Source organism: Clostridium sp. RTP31139st1_H3_RTP31139_211217, assembly GCF_040227035.1.
In the GTDB taxonomy this organism is placed as follows: domain Bacteria; phylum Bacillota; class Clostridia; order Clostridiales; family Clostridiaceae; genus Clostridium; species Clostridium saudiense.
This window is the reverse complement of sequence record NZ_JBCOAB010000059.1, coordinates 1-17,365: the sequence shown is the minus strand read 5'-3', so window position 1 is coordinate 17,365 and position 17,365 is coordinate 1. Positions and strand designations below refer to the sequence as shown.

General features: G+C 30.0%; 21 protein-coding genes. All 21 read right to left on the bottom strand.

Annotated elements, in window-relative coordinates:
- Positions 1–604, bottom strand: a 604-nt coding sequence (locus ABUA17_RS16535) for a BppU family phage baseplate upper protein (protein ID WP_349818143.1), incomplete at its 3' end; no start/stop codon positions are given.
- Positions 605–616: 12 nt separating this feature from the next.
- On the bottom strand, positions 617–3,124 hold the full coding sequence (locus ABUA17_RS16530) for a phage tail spike protein (RefSeq protein ID WP_349819629.1): 2,508 nt from the start codon (positions 3,122–3,124) through the stop codon (positions 617–619).
- Entirely contained in the window at positions 3,124–3,816 is a 693-nt protein-coding gene (locus ABUA17_RS16525; RefSeq protein WP_154821384.1) for a distal tail protein Dit, read from the bottom strand. Before ABUA17_RS16525 ends, ABUA17_RS16530 begins: the two co-directional genes overlap by 1 nt.
- Complete coding sequence (locus ABUA17_RS16520) at positions 3,809–6,454, bottom strand: phage tail tape measure protein (protein ID WP_349818146.1); 2,646 nt, start codon at positions 6,452–6,454, stop codon at positions 3,809–3,811. Before ABUA17_RS16520 ends, ABUA17_RS16525 begins: the two co-directional genes overlap by 8 nt.
- Positions 6,455–6,681: 227 nt before the next feature.
- The gene (locus tag ABUA17_RS16515) at positions 6,682–7,023 is read right to left on the bottom strand and encodes a hypothetical protein (RefSeq protein ID WP_154821302.1); all 342 of its coding nucleotides are present in this window, start codon (positions 7,021–7,023) and stop codon (positions 6,682–6,684) included.
- Positions 7,024–7,028: 5 nt separating this feature from the next.
- A complete protein-coding gene (locus tag ABUA17_RS16510; RefSeq protein WP_154821301.1) occupies positions 7,029–7,640 on the bottom strand; it encodes a major tail protein in 612 nt (203 codons plus the stop codon).
- On the bottom strand, positions 7,641–7,955 hold the full coding sequence (locus ABUA17_RS16505; RefSeq protein WP_154821300.1) for a hypothetical protein: 315 nt from the start codon (positions 7,953–7,955) through the stop codon (positions 7,641–7,643).
- Entirely contained in the window at positions 7,952–8,323 is a 372-nt protein-coding gene (locus ABUA17_RS16500; RefSeq protein WP_349818147.1) for an HK97 gp10 family phage protein, read from the bottom strand. Before ABUA17_RS16500 ends, ABUA17_RS16505 begins: the two co-directional genes overlap by 4 nt.
- A complete protein-coding gene (locus ABUA17_RS16495) occupies positions 8,316–8,630 on the bottom strand; it encodes a hypothetical protein (RefSeq protein WP_349818148.1) in 315 nt (104 codons plus the stop codon). The genes ABUA17_RS16500 and ABUA17_RS16495 overlap by 8 nt, the downstream gene beginning before the upstream one ends.
- A 6-nt stretch (positions 8,631–8,636) precedes the next feature.
- Positions 8,637–8,900, bottom strand: a complete 264-nt coding sequence (locus ABUA17_RS16490; RefSeq protein WP_349818149.1) for a hypothetical protein — start codon at positions 8,898–8,900, stop codon at positions 8,637–8,639.
- 2 nt (positions 8,901–8,902) lie between these two features.
- Positions 8,903–10,231 carry a phage major capsid protein gene (locus ABUA17_RS16485; protein WP_349818150.1) on the bottom strand — a complete coding sequence of 443 codons (1,329 nt, stop codon included), beginning with the start codon at positions 10,229–10,231 and terminating at the stop codon, positions 8,903–8,905.
- A 20-nt stretch (positions 10,232–10,251) separates the two neighbouring features.
- Entirely contained in the window at positions 10,252–10,851 is a 600-nt protein-coding gene (locus ABUA17_RS16480) for an HK97 family phage prohead protease (protein ID WP_349818151.1), read from the bottom strand.
- The gene (locus ABUA17_RS16475) at positions 10,844–12,046 is read right to left on the bottom strand and encodes a phage portal protein (RefSeq protein WP_349818152.1); all 1,203 of its coding nucleotides are present in this window, start codon (positions 12,044–12,046) and stop codon (positions 10,844–10,846) included. The genes ABUA17_RS16480 and ABUA17_RS16475 overlap by 8 nt, the downstream gene beginning before the upstream one ends.
- Before the next feature lie 53 nt (positions 12,047–12,099).
- Positions 12,100–13,842, bottom strand: a complete 1,743-nt coding sequence (locus ABUA17_RS16470; protein ID WP_349818153.1) for a terminase large subunit — start codon at positions 13,840–13,842, stop codon at positions 12,100–12,102.
- On the bottom strand, positions 13,829–14,143 hold the full coding sequence (locus ABUA17_RS16465) for a zinc-binding protein (RefSeq protein WP_154821292.1): 315 nt from the start codon (positions 14,141–14,143) through the stop codon (positions 13,829–13,831). The genes ABUA17_RS16470 and ABUA17_RS16465 overlap by 14 nt, the downstream gene beginning before the upstream one ends.
- A gap of 118 nt (positions 14,144–14,261) precedes the next feature.
- Positions 14,262–14,969: an HNH endonuclease gene (locus tag ABUA17_RS16460; protein WP_154821291.1), complete on the bottom strand. Its 708-nt coding sequence runs from the start codon at positions 14,967–14,969 to the stop codon at positions 14,262–14,264.
- Complete coding sequence (locus tag ABUA17_RS16455) at positions 14,969–15,442, bottom strand: hypothetical protein (protein ID WP_288218919.1); 474 nt, start codon at positions 15,440–15,442, stop codon at positions 14,969–14,971. Before ABUA17_RS16455 ends, ABUA17_RS16460 begins: the two co-directional genes overlap by 1 nt.
- Before the next feature lie 299 nt (positions 15,443–15,741).
- Complete coding sequence (locus ABUA17_RS16450; RefSeq protein WP_154821289.1) at positions 15,742–16,305, bottom strand: tyrosine-type recombinase/integrase; 564 nt, start codon at positions 16,303–16,305, stop codon at positions 15,742–15,744.
- Complete coding sequence (locus tag ABUA17_RS16445) at positions 16,302–16,475, bottom strand: hypothetical protein (protein ID WP_349818154.1); 174 nt, start codon at positions 16,473–16,475, stop codon at positions 16,302–16,304. Before ABUA17_RS16445 ends, ABUA17_RS16450 begins: the two co-directional genes overlap by 4 nt.
- Before the next feature lie 135 nt (positions 16,476–16,610).
- Complete coding sequence (locus ABUA17_RS16440) at positions 16,611–17,054, bottom strand: hypothetical protein (RefSeq protein WP_042401651.1); 444 nt, start codon at positions 17,052–17,054, stop codon at positions 16,611–16,613.
- Between the two features lie 49 nt (positions 17,055–17,103).
- Positions 17,104–17,268: a hypothetical protein gene (locus tag ABUA17_RS16435; RefSeq protein WP_349818155.1), complete on the bottom strand. Its 165-nt coding sequence runs from the start codon at positions 17,266–17,268 to the stop codon at positions 17,104–17,106.
- Positions 17,269–17,365 lie beyond the last annotated feature (97 nt).

Sequence of the window (17,365 nt, the reverse complement as noted above, 5' to 3'; positions counted from 1 at the left end):
CAGTTAATGGCTCTATTTCTTCATTAACCGTATCATCACTTAGATACATCCCGTTCGTAGTGTTATCCAATTGTTCGCTATTATTTTTTATCTTTTCTTCAACAGAAATGAATTTTTCTTCAACTTCAGCTTTATTAGCTTTATTTATTTCCATTTCCTTTACTGAATTTTTATAATTATCATATTCAGATAAAGCAGCTAATCCATTAAGCAGAGCTGTAAATTCATTAGTAGATACAATAGATTTTTCGCTATTAATGCTTTTAACAACTTCTAACTCAAATACAGAAGAAGTTAATTTTTTATCTCCTTCTGTAACCATTAATTCAATTTTTACTATACCTTGTGCTGCTAAAACCTGATTAGTTAATTCTAAAGTACAATAACCAAGATTATAATTATTTACTATTAAATCATTAAATATTTCTCTTCCGTCAGGCTTAATCATATATGCTCTTACACTTCTATTTTTTAAGTTAAAAGGAATTGATCCATCTAACAACTGAAAAAGCAAGAATCTACTTTTAGTATCTCCTTGCTTCGCTTTAATTTTTTCATATAATTTATATTTATTTAAATCAAATTTAATTGTTTTAGTATTCATAATCTCTCCTATCTATAACTCCTCTAAATTAGATAGTCTTTCTTCAATGTTTAAAATTTTATTTTTTAATTCTACATTTTCATTTATTAAAGCTTTAGTAGATAATATTCTTCTAGCCCTCATACTGCTTGTCCATGTAAAAACTCTTTCTCTTATGTTTAATCCAGTTCGAGGAGCTTCAACACACATTAATTGTCCATCTGAATTTTTCCCGCTATATAAATAAACGTGTTCTGGTACTCCAGGAGAACTAAAGTTGCTAAATACCAAATCACCTGGTTGCAAATCATTAACTGTAACTTCAATACCTTCATTTATTTGTGTATAAGTAGTTCTGCTAATAGATATTCCATTATCATTATAAGCCCATTGACATAAACCACTACAATCAGTTCCAGCAGATGAACCTAATGGTGGATAATTACCACCCCATACATAAGGTTTACCAATTAGCTTTCTAGCACTTTCAATTATAGAGTTTTGTTCTGCTCCTCCGCCATTCCCTCCTGGATTGTTGCTATCATAGATTACATCACCCTGAAAATTCCTGATAACCCCAGTAACTTCTCCATTTATCTCTAAGTCTCCATTTATAGAAAAATTCTTTCTTCCTTTATCCTTCCAGAAAAACTTTTGACCCGATTCATCATAAAATGTAAATTCATCTAACCCAATTTCAAAGTAAGTCTTGCCAGTTGTTTTATCAACAAATAATAGATTTCCTGTATGAGATATACATAAATTATTAAATACAGAATTGTATAGAGAATGCTCATTATTTTTCCCAAAGTTCATTATATAATTCATCATCCCCATATTTTGCAGTATAGAAATTGGATTTTGTCTTTCTAAAACTCCATACTTATCAAATTCTATATAACTTTTAAACTCTTCCCCATCTTTTCCTTTATGTTGATACCCTATAGATAGAGCTGAATCAATATCATTGACTAATCCTATCATAGGCTTTGTACTATCATCTGTTCTAACTAGAGAAGTTAATGCACCAATGTAATCTCCTTCTTTCGCCCAGTTATAAAGCATTATTGAATTATTTTCAATTCTAATTGCATCTTTGCCATTATTTTTAAAAAGAGCTCCTCCTGTTTTAGATAAATCTATTTCAAAAGACCCATCTAGATTCCGTATTAATACAGCTGATAATATCCCAGCTATTATATGATCTGCTATAAACCCTTTACCAGTTCCAAATGTTCTAAAATCCCACTCCTTAGTTCCAGGTTTAAAAGAACTTGCTATTTCAAAGCCCATAGTTCCTAAACACATACATCCAAAAGTTGGACTATCTTCTATTCTGTCTTCAAATAAAATCGCTCTTACATCTTGTTTTTGAGCTATATCCTTCATCGCCTTAAATTGTGTTTGAATAGCATTTATAGTACCTTCTAATGTTTGTGCTTTAACACTACCATTGCTATTTAAAATATTGTTTACTTTGCTTTGTATATCTGCTTGTTCATTGAAAAAATTGCTAACTACATTACCTAATTCTATATAAGTATATTCTCCAGTTATTAAATCTCTTTCATAATCTATAACTCTAGCTTTAACATCTATATCTAAATGCTTTATATAACAAGTTACTGTATCTCCTTTGTTAACTTCAACAAGCATTTTAAAATCTTTATATGCTGTAGTATTAGCTAAATTAATCATATCAATTTTATAATTTATTACAGGCTTATCTATCCCATTATCAAATAATAAATTACATTGTTTAATTAATTCAGCTCTAGCTTCTTCTATTGTGTCAAAACCTTCTTCATCATCAGAGCTCTCCTTAACTTTTATATCAGGGAATTCTATAACCCTCATTTTAGGTTTGGTATATTTATTTATTAAAGGACTATCTACCCATTGAGCATTACCTTCTAACATAATTCCATCATACCCGACTGGAATTATTCTAGTTACTACTTCTTCTATATTTACATCCTCTTCTATTTCATTAAGGTTATATCCAAATTCAACTCTAACTCCGTTATCAGCACCAATTCTATCATTGATATAAACATCAAAGTTTTCACAATAGAACTCTCCACCCCAACGATTGATAAAAGAATTTTCTTCATCCCCTAAAAGAGATTCTACAATGTTTTTTCTAACATAATAAGCGGTATTTGAATTTGAAATATTACTATGTCCTGTAAATCCTGTGTCTTCTAAAATTATATTTAAAGCTTCTTGACCTATTTTATTAGTAGGTCTTACATCTAATAAAACTTTATCTATTAAATCATAAAAAATAGGCCTTGCATAAGCTGTTACACTATACAATTCCCTAACTACATTATATATTCTATAAAATTTTTTCTTACCATTTTCCTCTGCAGCAATAACATTTTCAAAATTAATATACTTCCATCTACCTTCATCATCAATAAAATGCTCTAATGTCACTAAACTTTCACTATCTTTATATGCACATGAAGTTGGATCTAGAGTTATATCTCCATTTTTATCATAATTCGTATTAGTTTTTAAATATATCTCTATCATTATAAACACCTCAAATTAGGAGTAATATAAATTTCAAATCCCTCTGTCCAAGAAAAGTTATTGTAACCTTCTTGTAAGTATAAATCTTCGTATTTACCTTCAAGAGCTACATTATTAATTATTCCTTCTTTAAAACATAGACCTTTATCAGTATCTATAATTAATTCTTGTCCTACATTAGCTTTTATAACTTTATTATTTATATTAAGAGTTAAGTATCCTTCCCCTACAACACGATAAATAGGCTTAGAAACTAAATAATCATTATACACATAATTATCTAATTTAAATTCATCTTCATCTATATAAACATACGGGTCACAAAGAAATGTAACTGTAAATTTCCCAGCTTTTCTTATTAATCTTTCAGGAGTATCTATTACTACCGAATTAACTCTATAATAAACTTCTAAATCATCACTAAATTTTAATTTATTATTTATTTGGGATAATAACCATTTCTTTATAATCCTAAAATCCTTATCCCATTCAGATGCATCTTTAGAGATAAAATTAAATTCGATAGGTATTTCTACATCACTATATCCTTTCTCTATATATAAAGTTCTCCCACCTGGTACTTTAACTGTTTCATATTCCATTTCTGGGGCAGGTTTTGAGGGTCTTGTCTCTATCATCGTCTTAACATCTAAGTTAGTTTTGTTATTAAAAATAATAAAATATCTATGCAAATCTAACCCTACCTTTCTTAACCATATAATTTTTAGCGCTTCTTCCTACATCATTTACAACAAGATTTTTAGTTTCTTTTCCTATTGTTTTGCTATCCAATTTAGTTTCATTTGTTAAGTATACATTAATTTGGTTTGACTCTAATGATCCATTACTGCTGAAATCAGGTGCTACTATATTAGGAATTGAAGCGTCAGCCATTCTTTGTCCTGCTCTTGCTACTTCATCTTTCATTTCTGTTATACCATTTACAAATCCTTCACCAGTATAAACACCAAACTGCTTAAATACCCTTGAAGGGGAATGTATTCCTAATAGCTTTTTAGCTCCTTGAATAGCTCCATCTACAACACCCTTAACACTATCAACAACGCTACTAGCCATATTCTTTATACCATTTATTAGTCCTTGAATTATGTTTTTACCAATATCAAATAAATTAATATTTTTAAAGAAATCCATGACATTGTTCCAAATGTTTGATATTGTCTCTTTAACTTCTTTCATTTTTCCTGAAATAGAATCTTTTATATTGCTGAACTTTTCCTTTACATAAGATTTAACTATTTCTAATCCATTTGAAAAAATTTCTTTTATATTACTCCATGTTTCACTAAAGAAATTCTTTATACTTCCCCAAATTTCAATAGATTTAGCTTTTATTTCATCCCAATTTTTATATAGCAATACTCCTATTGCTATTAATGCTGCTATTGCTGCTATAACTGCTAAAACTGGTAATGCTATAGTCCCAATTCCAACTCCTAAAGCTGTAGATAATCCAGTTAGTGCTGTGATTATAGGCGATAATGCCATAAATAGCCCCATCAATATTCCTAAAACTGTTAAGACTGCAGTTATTGTTGCCGCCAAAGTTGGATTATCTTGTATCCACTGTGCTATATGTCCAATTAATTCAGCAATAAATATTAACAATGGTTGTAATGCTAATTGCAAATCTAACATAGCTTGTTGCATTGCTATTGCAGGATCTACATCTAATCCCGATGTTAATTCATTTAGTTCTCCTAAATTTTCACTTGTTGTAGAAAGGTTATCATTCATTCCTAAAATTGCATCTGTTACTTTAGTTCCATTCTCTTCCCATAAGGTTCCAAAAATAGCGACTCCAGCTTGGTTTTGTATTGTCGCATCATCTATATTTTTTATAGCCTGTGCAACCTCTTGCATTGCTTTTTTACCCTCTTCTCCACCTGCAGCCACAGCTTTACCCCACTTTTGTAATTGTTCTCCTGTAGTGCCTAGCATTTTTGCAGTTGTATCATCTACTGTTTGCCCAAATTCCGATAAAACGATTCTTCCCTCTTTTAGACCATCTAATAGTACATCTATATTCCAAGTTCCTGTCTCAACACCAGCTGCCATAATACCTTGTATTTCTTCTGCATTATACCCAGCACGTGCAAGTTGACTCCCATATTCAGATATTATATCTAACTGATCTGGTGGAAATCCTATCTTTAACAACGAATTTACCATTGCCAAAGCTTCTTCATTAGACATATTCATGCTACTTGCCATCTCATTACTTTCCTGAATAAGTTCAGTAAAATCTATTTCATTATAAGCTGCAGCTATTGCACCTGCTGACTTTATTACAGAAGAATTACTTTCATCTGTTGCATCTTTGTTTAAGGCCCATTGTCTCCCAACACCTTCTAAAGCCTCTTCTGCATCTACGCCATACGCACTCACCGAGTTTATAGCTTCTTTTACACTCTGTTTTGACTCTTCTGGTACGTCGAAAGTTATATCAATTTTAGTATTAGTACTTGATACTTCTAAGGCTTTTTCAATTACTCCACCAATTCCATCAACTGCGGCAGCTCCTGCAGCTAATTCTAGTAATTCATTTCCTAACTCCTTAACACTTTCTTTTGCATCGTCAGAACTTTCTTCTACTCTATTAAAATCTGTTCTTAATTCTTGTACTTCGCTTCCATCAAGTTGAGATATTTCATTCTCTAAATCTTTAACTGATTTTTCTGCAAACTCTATTTGCCTTCTAAAAGATCTATACTTACCTTCTCCAATATCTCCATTTTTAAATTGATTTTCAACCTCTGCTTGTGTTTGCTTTAATTCATTTAACTGCTTATTAGATTCTTCAAGTTGCTTTTGTAATAACACTTGCTTTTGAGCTAACGCCTCAACATTACCTGGATCAAATTTTAATAATTTCTCTACCTCTTTTAATTCACCTTGTAAATCTATAACCTCTTCTGTTACTTCCTTAATACCTTCTCCATCCATCCTAGATAACTTCTCTTTTAAATTACTTATAGATTTTTCAGTGTATTCTATTTCTCTTCTAAAGGCTCTGTATTGTTTTTCACCAATTTCACCACTATTAAATTGTTTTTCAACCTCTGCTTGTGCTGCCTTTAATCTATTAAGTTTTTCAGTAGTATTTTCAAGTTGCTTAGTTAATATCTCTTGTTTTTGTGCTAATGCCTCAACATTACCTGGATCAAACTTTAATAGTCTTTCAACATCTCGTAACTCTCCTTGTAAATCCATAGACTTACTTGTTACATCACTAATGGCTTTTTCTAACCCTGTGGTTTTTCCTTCTAACTCGATAGTGATTCCTTTTATTCTGCTTTTTCCTGCCATATCATTCACCCCCTTATATTAGAAGTTGTCAAAGTCAGTTTGTGTAGCTTTTCTAGCTTGTTTATTATTTGTATTATTGCTATTATTTCTTTCAATCCATTCGTCCATATAGTCAAGGCACATTCCTATTGTCATTTCTTCTAATTCATATATATCTAACTCAACTTTTTTACATAAATAAAGGAATAGTTCAGTTGTTAAACTTTCACTATCCCCACTTGAATTTTCTATTTTTTTTTAGTTTTTATGCTTGATAATATTAATTCCTGAAGTTCTGGAATAATATCAAACAATGGAAATTCATCAAATCCATCAAGCCATGTCAAAGGATCAGGAATTTTATGGTCTGCAGTTTTTGCAAGAACCCAAATAACATTATAAAAAACATCAAAATCTAATTTGTCTATTTTTTTCATATCTATTTTCTTGCTATTTAATCCATCTAAAGCACTTAACTTTATTATGTCTGCAAAAAAATCTTTCCCAAATTGTCTTTTATAACGTAATGGTGTTGCTGCAGTGGATTTAAATGTTACTTGTTTTCCATCAATTAATATTGTTTTTTCCATATTATTTACTCCTTCCCTTTACTTACTTTCTCCAAAGACATTGCTGCAGCCTTTTCGTACACCTTTTTATACCAGTTATCATAAATGTTTGCTGGTGTACTTGTTGTGGTTTTTGTTTTCACTGATAAATCTGTACTTCTAGGACTTGATACAAAAGATAATTCATTTGTATTAGGCTCCTTAGAATTACTCTTTGTAGTTGATGCTATTGTCGGTCTATTAGCACTACAATTATATAACACATGTCTTGTTGCTTTTACATCTCCATCAAACTCAAATAGTAGAGCAAAAGGCTTTCCTTCTTTATCAGCTTTTTCTGTAATTACTTTATCTGTTTCGTCCTGTTCCTCTCCTAAACAATCTATTGCAAATTGATCTGGAATATTAGCAATATTTAATGTACCATCATACCCTTGATTATTTTGAGCAGCATAATATAACATGTCATCTGCATAAAATTCTGTCATTTCTCCTCTTGGCTCTAAGCTTATTTCAACTGCTCCTGGTATTCTTATAGGTGTTCCATAAGTTATGCCCTCTTCTGTCTCATTTTCTATAACTGCATAATGTGCATTTTTTAACCCGAATGTAACTTTATTTTCTTTACTTGCTGTCATTTATATCAACTCCACTTCATATATTCGTTGAAATACCCTTTCCTTTTCTATCCATTCCTCTGAACATTCGTAAGATATTTCATTTTCATCTAATAATTCTTCTAACTTTTTTTCTGCCTCTAAATTCTTTTCTGCTGTATAAAGTTCAATTTTAATATTTTCAATTTTTTTATATACTTTATTATCAGCAAACATATTTGAACTTCCATCTACTAAATATGTTATAAAAGGTAAACTTGTTTTAACTTCAAAATGTGAATAGGCTACTGGGAAACCAGTAGCCTTCAAAATAGCATATAATTTTTCTAAGGTCATCTTTTAATTACCTTTTCTACTTCACTTACATATTCTTTTATAGCTTGTTCTTCTGCAGGTTTTATATGTGGCTTTCCTGGAACTCTTCCTCCATTTACCTTAGCATGTCCATTTTCAAGTAAATGCGTTAACTGGTACTTAGTTTTATTATGGATTATTCTCTTTCCTTTTATAGTTGTAATTCTCCAACCTTTTGCATATTCTCCACCATTCTTTTTCCTTTTAGGACTGTTTTTCTTTAGATTGCTAACTGTCTTCTTAGCAACTTTATCTCCTGCTATTGAAATACCCTCTTCAACCTCTTCTTTGTATTCTGAAAGTATCTTAGCAAATTCTTTTGATATCCCTTTAACATTTACTTTACTCATTTTTTTCACCTACAAATTCACTACAAACTATTTCTAAAATTCCATTACCTTTACTATAAGTTCTTATAATCACATATTTAGTGTTTGAAAATATAAGAGCCTCTTCGCCCTTATACTCAAATTCTCGCATATTTATTTTTAATTCAGGTTTCATTCCTACTATTTTTGCATTATAAAATTCACTTAATGATATAGAGGATATATCAGCAAATACCTTCCTTTTCTTTTCTGTTTTTATCCAACCACCAATTTTTTCATCTTGTGTAAGCTCATTTTTTATTAAATATATAGGATTTATAAACTTCATATAAATTTACCCCCTACAAATTTGCATTGCTAACATTTTAAAAGCAGGGGAAAACTTAGTATCCCCCGACTTATTATTTAATAAATCATTAACACCTATTGATATACAAGCAAATACCTCTTCTTTGCTATCCTCTTTTATTTGAAGGCCTCCATTTATAAGATATTGCTTAACAGCTCTTATTTTACCTTTTATATTCCTTATTACTTCCTCATCCTCTGTCGTAATTCCTAAGTCTGCTAATACAAAAGTTAAAATTTCTTCCTCCATATTTACTCCTTATCTTCTTGTAAATTTTTCGTTCTTGCTCTAGATACACTTTTTTTCTTTAAATAAATTAATCCACCTGCACCAACTAATTTATTGGAGCTATCCTTTCCTATTGCCATTTTTCCATCTACAATCATTAAGCATTTATGAATCCACTTATTTTTATCTTCATCAAAATACTTTTTATAGTACATAGATAAGTTAGAATTTAATAAATATTGTTCTAAGTTTACTAATGCTCCAAACACTTCTTCTTCTGATGCATTATCATAACCTTTGAATTGATCTGTTGTTAATACTTCTCTACCATTTAATATTTTTCTTCCTTTTTCATCTATTCTTCCTAGGCCTATCTTTTGCCCTGTAGTATCTACCATTGAATTTAAATGCATTTCCCAAGTTTGTTTGTTCATCATGTAAACTAAACTATCATTATCATATGCTTCATCAACTGCAGCTTCAGCCTTTGCCCAGCCTTTAACAGTTCCTACTTCTGCTTCACTAAATGTTACAATATTCTTTTCTGGTAAATCTGCAATTTTTGTTAATCCTAAAGGTTGTCCACTACCTGAACCACTTACAACTGCCGTTTCGATAGCTCTAATCATAGCCTTTTTAAGTTGCTTTACCATTGTTTGCTCAAATATTGGTAACGCTACTGTTGCAGCTAATAAACCAATCGCAACCTTCGCCTCTAACATATGATATCCAAACGTTATTTTAGCTTCCATTTTTGCTTTCTTTTCATCTGAAGGTGTGCTTTCATCTGATAACCAAGTTGCTTCTGGCATTATTTCACTAATAGGTATAGCAACTCCGCCTTGATATTGAGTTTGAGTTATTTTATTAATTATTTTCCCTTCTACTGTTAAATCCTCAATTACTTTATTCATAATAGTAGTTGGTATAACTGCTGCAACATCTCCTACAACTGTTAACTCTGCTGATCTCTCTTCATTTTTAAACTTTTCTGGAATTGGTGTTCCACTAACTATATAATTTCTAAACGCTTGTCTATATTCTAATGAGCTATACATGTCCTCTTCCCCCTCTATACTTCTTCTTGATGGATTTCCTCCATATGTTCCTAATGGATTAAATGTTCTTTGTTCTGGACCTTCTCCATCATTATCACCTCTTGCTGCTGGATCTTCTCCTTCTCCTGCATCTCTTTCTGCTATTTGCTCTTCTAAATTTTTAATTTTCATATCTGCTTTTCTAATATCTAATTCAATTTTATCTAATTCTGATGCATTATTTGCTGTTGCAATACTATCATATAATGCTGCTCTTTCTTCTTTCGCTTGTTGTAATAATTTTTCTAAATTCATAATTTACTTTCTCCTTTTAATTAATTATTTTTATATTTAAATCGCATTTGCAATTTTCTTTTTCTTAAATCTATTCCATTAATTTGATTTAAATGAGATTCTAATAATTCAAAGCTTCTCGCATATACGGAAGTTGCATCATAAAATGGAGTGTCAACAACACTTACGTCATAGAGCTTTCTTATGGCTGTAACTTCCCTTACAGTTTCTTCATCTCCATAAGTCCAATTATCCCCTTTATCAGAAACTGAAAAAGCAAAAGACATCTTATCAATCAACCCTTCCTGGATAGATTTATAGATGTCTCTGTTACTTTGAGTATCAATTAACTCTGCTACTATTTTTAATCCTCTTTCATCTTTAATTAGCTGCAAACTTTTATTTCTAGTTCTGGCCATAATACACCAAGTGTCATTATGATTATATCTTAATGGTACATCTTCCATATCTGTATAATCTAAAGCACCCCTTTTTATTACTTCTGTAAACTTTCTACTTCCATATACATGTGTTGCAGGTTGGTCATATGTAATTGCATAACCTTCAATTATCATTTTCCCTTCTTCATTGTCCACAGCTCTCATTTCAATAAATCTCTGTTCATTTTTAACTTTACTCACTATTCTCCTCCTTTCCTTTCTTTACAGAACTCATTAATTGATATTGGTCAGCAATATCCCTATTAATATAATTTAAAGATTGTTTTCTTACATCTCCACCCTCAAATGGAGGATATCCAAATATAGATAAAACTTGATTATCTGTTAATGTTCCAATCCTAGTTAATATATCTACAGCATTTATTTTATTTGTTGTATTCATATACATTAAACCCTGTTGATAAAAAATTATTTCATGTCCTATTTCTAATTGCCTATTAGTGAAGAGTATTTTTGTGAAGGCTCTACCTAAACTTATAATCATAGGTTCTAATTTCTTCTCATAATATGATTGATATTGCTCTTCTGTAAAATCACCATTAAATATAGGTCTAGATACTCCATAATTAGCTAATACTCTATTATCAATAAACTCCATTGTATCTTTATCAATAAACTTAGGATCTACAGTTATAGGTATATAATCACTCTTATTATCAATTGCTAATATTCCACTTTCTCCATTTTTTATTTTTGCTTCAAATTTTTGGCGCTCCTCTTCTTGTTTTTCTTCATCAAGCATTGTATTTATCTTTAAAACTCCTCTTATTGAAAAACTAGCTTTAACTCCCTTTTCTATTCCTTGAAGTATTGTGTCATTAGCATTTAATAATTTTAATAATCCTTTATTGTTAGGATTTCCATTCTGGTCTCCCCCCATAAAGTCATTTAAACTATAATCTTTTCTCCAATGAATAACGTCATCATACGGTAATACATATGGCTCTCCATCAGCAAAATAAAATTTTACAAATAATTTTCCTGTAGTATCTTCTAGAAATTCAACCGAACTTGGATTTAATGGCCATAAACCAGTATAGTATCTTTTATACTTCCCATTTCCTAAAGGAATTTTATTATATGTTGGATATATCCACGCATTTTTATTATATTCATACTGAAATACAATCTTAGAAATAAAATCCGATGTTGTCATTAATTGATTAGGTCCAAATTTTAATAATCTATTCAGTTCATCATTTTCTACTGTTTGCATTCCAGTCTTAGGATCTATTCTTATATGTTTAGGCAATAGCTTACTCATATCATTACATATTATTGATATTGCATTTTGAACTATATCACTTGCATATACATCATTCCCAAATTGACTAAATACAGGAGTATAACCATTCATCATTTTTGCATATTTCATATTTTGCATTGTCTTTTTAGCACCTTTAAGAAAATTAAATATCCCTATTTTACTCACCTCCTCACTATATCTGTATAATCTTTTTTATATCGATTTAAGGTTTCATAAGCGATTAATATTGTTACAGCTCCATCTATCCAGTTATCAGGTTTACCTTGAACCTTAACAGGAGCTCTTTTAGTTCCATCACTCTTCCATTTCGCTGATACATTCTTTAAGCACATTATATCAACTGGATTTTGTGCATAATTTAATAAGTTATCTTTTAAATCAGCTTCAACTTTATCCATAGCTGCCGATAATTCAAAAGCTTGGCCTATCTTTTCAACATCAAAGCCATAATCCTCCATGCCACTTTTAAAGGCTTTAGCTTGCCATTTATCATATCCAGTAACAAAAGTTTTTATTTTATATTTCTTATACAGCATAACAAACCATTCAACTACATCTGACTGCTCAACTTCATTACCTTCACACTCATGAATATAGCCATCTTTTATCCATTCTCTAAATCTATTCTTTGTTTCTCCATCTTCCATATCTCTTAATTTAGATTCTGGAATAAAGTATTTTGAAAAAGTTGCCTTTGATTTTGTTTTAGGATCATAAAATAATATTCTGGCATTTGTTAAGTCATTTGTTTCTGAAAGGTCTGCAGCACCAATTCCTATTTTACCCTTAAAATCCCCTATATTAGCTTCTAATTCATTTTCAATTACCTTATTGCTTAGCCATGCTTGGGCATTATTCTGTTTAACGTTAAAGTCTTTTGCTAATACAAAGGCTTTAGTGCTAGAACTGTCTCTTGCTTCTTCTATCATTCTTCTTAAAAATGACCATTTTTTTATTTTACCTATTCCAGGATTACTTTTTTGCCAACTTGCTTCATCTTCCCAAACTTCTTCCTCGCAATCTTGGGTATATAACCAAATAAGCCATCTTTCATTCTGCTTTTCTCCATTTAGAACTTTTCTAGCGTCAATTAACCTTTTATCTAAATACCCATCCTGGGTAAATCCCTCTGTGGTTAATTCAAAATATAATGGCTCATCTTGAGTTGATAAAGCTTGTCTTATAGGCATTACAAGAGTATCATCTTCCATCTCAAAAACTTCATCTACTGCACCAATACCAATATTACGCCCTTCTTTTGCTCCTGATTTTGCTGAAAGTTTTCTTATACTACCTTTATTTTGATAACTAAACTTTCCTTTTTTCTTCTTAGTCTTAGGATTTCCGAAGTAAATTCCTTTAAGGTTTTTTCTAGTAACTTTCTCTAAAGTTCTACTTTCCTCTCTCATAGAATTTATAGCATCAAACATTAATCCAGCCTGTTCATAATCATTAGAAGCACAAAGAATTTTCTTTCCCATTTCTCCACAAAACCATTCTGATAAACAAATAGCTCCAATAAGTGGAGTTTTACCATTTTTTCTGCCAACTAAAAAAAGTATATCCTGATACTTTCGGACATACCTTCCAACTTCTTCATCATATATTTTTATAGCAAATATAGCTTCTACAAATGCCCTTTGAAATATTTCTAATATGAACGGCTTACCTGCATGTGGGGCCTCAAAGTGCTTACATTCATTTTCAATAAACTTAATACGCTTTTCAGAAGCTTCAAAATCTATTTTTATATTCATTATGTTTTGATAAATAGGATCTGTTAATTCTTTTTTTAATTTTTCAAGTTGTAAATATAACTCTTCTCCAACAATTATTTCCTCATTATCAATTAAATCAATATATTTTAATATCCAACTTCTTTCTAAGATATTATTCGTAGTCATTTAATTCCTCTTCATCATCATCTAAAGTAGTTCCCAACACTTTTGAAAGCTTAATCATATAATTAATATAACTTGCTCTTATCTTTTCAATAGTTTTTGATACTGGTAACTCTTTCTGCATAGTTGGATTTTTAGGGTTTATTTTTATACGTCCACTCACCTTAATTATTTCGTGAAGTTCATCAAGCTCTACTTTAATTCTAGCAGCTTCCCAAATAGAACCGTCATTTAACTCTAATAATGTTTCATCTGCCTTACTAAATATTTCTTTTATTCTTTCATATTCTCTTTTGACTTTCACCTTTTTCACCTCATTTCCAAAACTTTTTCAAAAAAAGTCAAAATTTTGGTGTGTGCATAAATTACCTATCTTCCTTCTCGGTCCTTCTTAGTCCCAAAAAATTTTTACATGGGGGAGGCTATCTTCTGTATTCAGAAAACCATTTATCAATATAATTTATCCATTCTTCTTTATGATCAGCTCTATAGTCATTGCATGCTTCTAATCTTTTTATACATGTTTCTTTATCTACATCTAGAAATATTAGATTAGCGTTTGTCTCCTTCGCTAGTCGTTCTCTCTCTACCTTTCTTGGATATCCACCTATAATCCAAGCTGTTCTAAAGCCCCCATATCTTCTCTTAATATTTTCTATTATGGAATTTCTTATAGCGAATACATTATATTTAAGATTATCAGGCTTATCATATTTAGGAAGTAATGTAACTGCTTTATAAAGACTATCCATATCTACAACTATATCTCCCTTTTCCATATGTTCAATTACATATGAAGTCTTTCCACTCATTGGTGGTCCATAGACAATATATACTGACTTCTCTTTTCTCTTATGTCCTCCACCATTAAAACGTCCATGATGTTTATTGTGGCATATATGACATAATACCTCGACATTATCAGGATTAAGACTTATCATCTTATCTGTATAATTATCTTCTGTAAGCTCTATTATGTGATGTACTTGTATATGCTTTGATATTACTATCCTTTTATCACATCTCTCACAATGAATACCATCATGCTTACGTCTATCAAGTAATATTATTTCTCTAAATCTTAACCATTCATCTGACGAATAAAACTTTTTTAATACCCCTGTGCTCATTACCACTCACCTTGCTCTGCTTGTTTTTTTCTTATCTCTAATAGAGCTCTATCAATCTCCACCTTTGATGGATTCTCTTTCCACTTTCCTTTTTCCTTATTAATCAACCAGAACTTTATAGCTTGAACATCTGCTGGAACTTCCTTTTCAGTTTCTACTACAACTATATTTTCTTTCATGCATTTATTACCATTATCATCATAATAATTCTCCTTAACTTTACAAGGAACTGTTTCTTTAACTACATATCCAGTAGCCTTTTTATATAATGCATTTTCAACTTTAAAACTAGCTCTACTTTTACCCCTTTTTAGACTGTTTACAATGTCCAAATTCTGCTTTTTATAGTTTTCAAGACTTGACCTACTTATCCCTAAATTATAAGCAATTTGACTTTCCGATAATCCCATAGATGCCCAAATTTCAATGTCTTCAAGCCTTTTTAAAACATCATTCAATTTACTTTTTGCCATGTAAAAACACCTCCTAACATTTTGGACAATTGACTTTTTAAAACCTAAATTTTTAAAGGTATTTCCCAAATTATTTTTTAATTATAAATTCTATTTTTTTCTCCTACTTATCACATTCCTCTCTAAACATTGATATTACTTACTTTAAAGCATATTTTATAAATTTGTTTAGTTTTACTTATCTAGTAATTCTGTAAAACTTTCATTTAAAATTTCTTACTAATATATGCTTTTAATTTTTCTACCTTATTTTTTACATCATCAAAATAAGTAAAACATAATAGTAAAAAATAAAAAAATTATCGTTTCTTACTATTAAACGATAACCCCTTAACTAAACTATCTTTACTGTCTTGAGTAACTCCTATATATCTTTTTGTCACTGAAATATCACTATGATTTAATAAATCTTTTATAGCAACAGCGTCTTTACTTTCTTGATATAACCAATATCCAAAAGTTTTTCTTAATGTATGACAACCTATATTTTCTTTATACTCAAAATAATTTGCTGCATTATTTAAAATTTGCCAAACTCTTTGTCTTGTTATCGGCTTATTTTTACCTTGTCTACTTTTAAATAGATATTCATAATCATTCATTTCTTTGGTATATTCTTTATATATTTTTTTAAGTTCATCATTTATTGCTATTCTAGACTCTTTATTTGTTTTTCCTTCTCTAAAATAGATATAACTTTTATTCTTTACATCTCTAACCTTGAAAGATAGCATATCAGTTACTCTTCTTCCTAGATATATTCCAGTCATAAATAATACATAATCTCTTTTATTTTTAGACTTTAAATAATCTGCTATATCTAGTATCATCGAAAAATCCCTTATAGGCTCAACAGTATTCATTGCTTCACCTGCCTAATTGCTCCACCAGCTCCTCTTTTGTAAGCACTATGCCCCATCAATTCTTTAATTTCTTTTTCAGTTAGTTTTTCAGGCTTTTTATTAGAGTGCTTCTTAACTAACTTTCTATAATAATCTGGTTGAGATTCTTTTAATATTTCTCTTATCGTCACAATACACTCACCTCTTTTTTAATAAAAAAAAGCACTTAGAACTTGTCTAAGCGCTTTCCATATTTTCTATAATACTAGGATATCATGTATTTTTAGAAATTTGTGAGAAATTTTTCGGAAATTTTATAGAAATTTCTAAGAAACTTTATGGAAATTTTCACTCTTGTTATAAATTGAATTATATATTTCTTCTTCACCTTGTCTTACTAAATTATCTATTTGTCTCCTGCATCTATCCAACCTTTTAGCAGCTTGTGTTTTACTCATTTTATTTATATATATGCATATAATAGCTTCTTTAGCTTTTAAAGTTTTAATTAAATTTAGCCAATTATCAACTCTCTTATTTACTGTTTCATAATAAGCTATTCTTGCTTTTAAGCTATTTTTTTTATAAATTAATTCATCATTGTTTTTGCATCTTGGAGAACATTGTACTGCTTCTTCATATCCCTGTGACTTTAAAGTTTCTCCTAGCTCCAACTCTTCTAATTCAAGTTTCATATCTTCTATTTTAATTGTTCTTATTGGATATAATTGTAATTTTTCTCTTATGTCTTTTAGCTTTTCTTCTCTCATTGTATCTCCTTTATACATAATTGCTCATTTACGAGCATTTTATTTTCGATTAATTTTTATTTTTTAGCCCCTTCAACTCTTCTCTTAAAAATTGTATTTGATCTTCATATATTTTCTTAAGCTGTGGTGTATCATCACCTTCATAAACATAGCTTTCTAATCTTTTAATTCTTTCTTTTAACTGTTGTTCCCTTGCCTTATTTATTTCCAACATTTCTTATAATCACTTTCTTTTTTTTGAATTGTGCACTAAAAAATACCGCATATTCTTTTTTGAATAATACGGTATTTCTTCATATTTCATATATAAT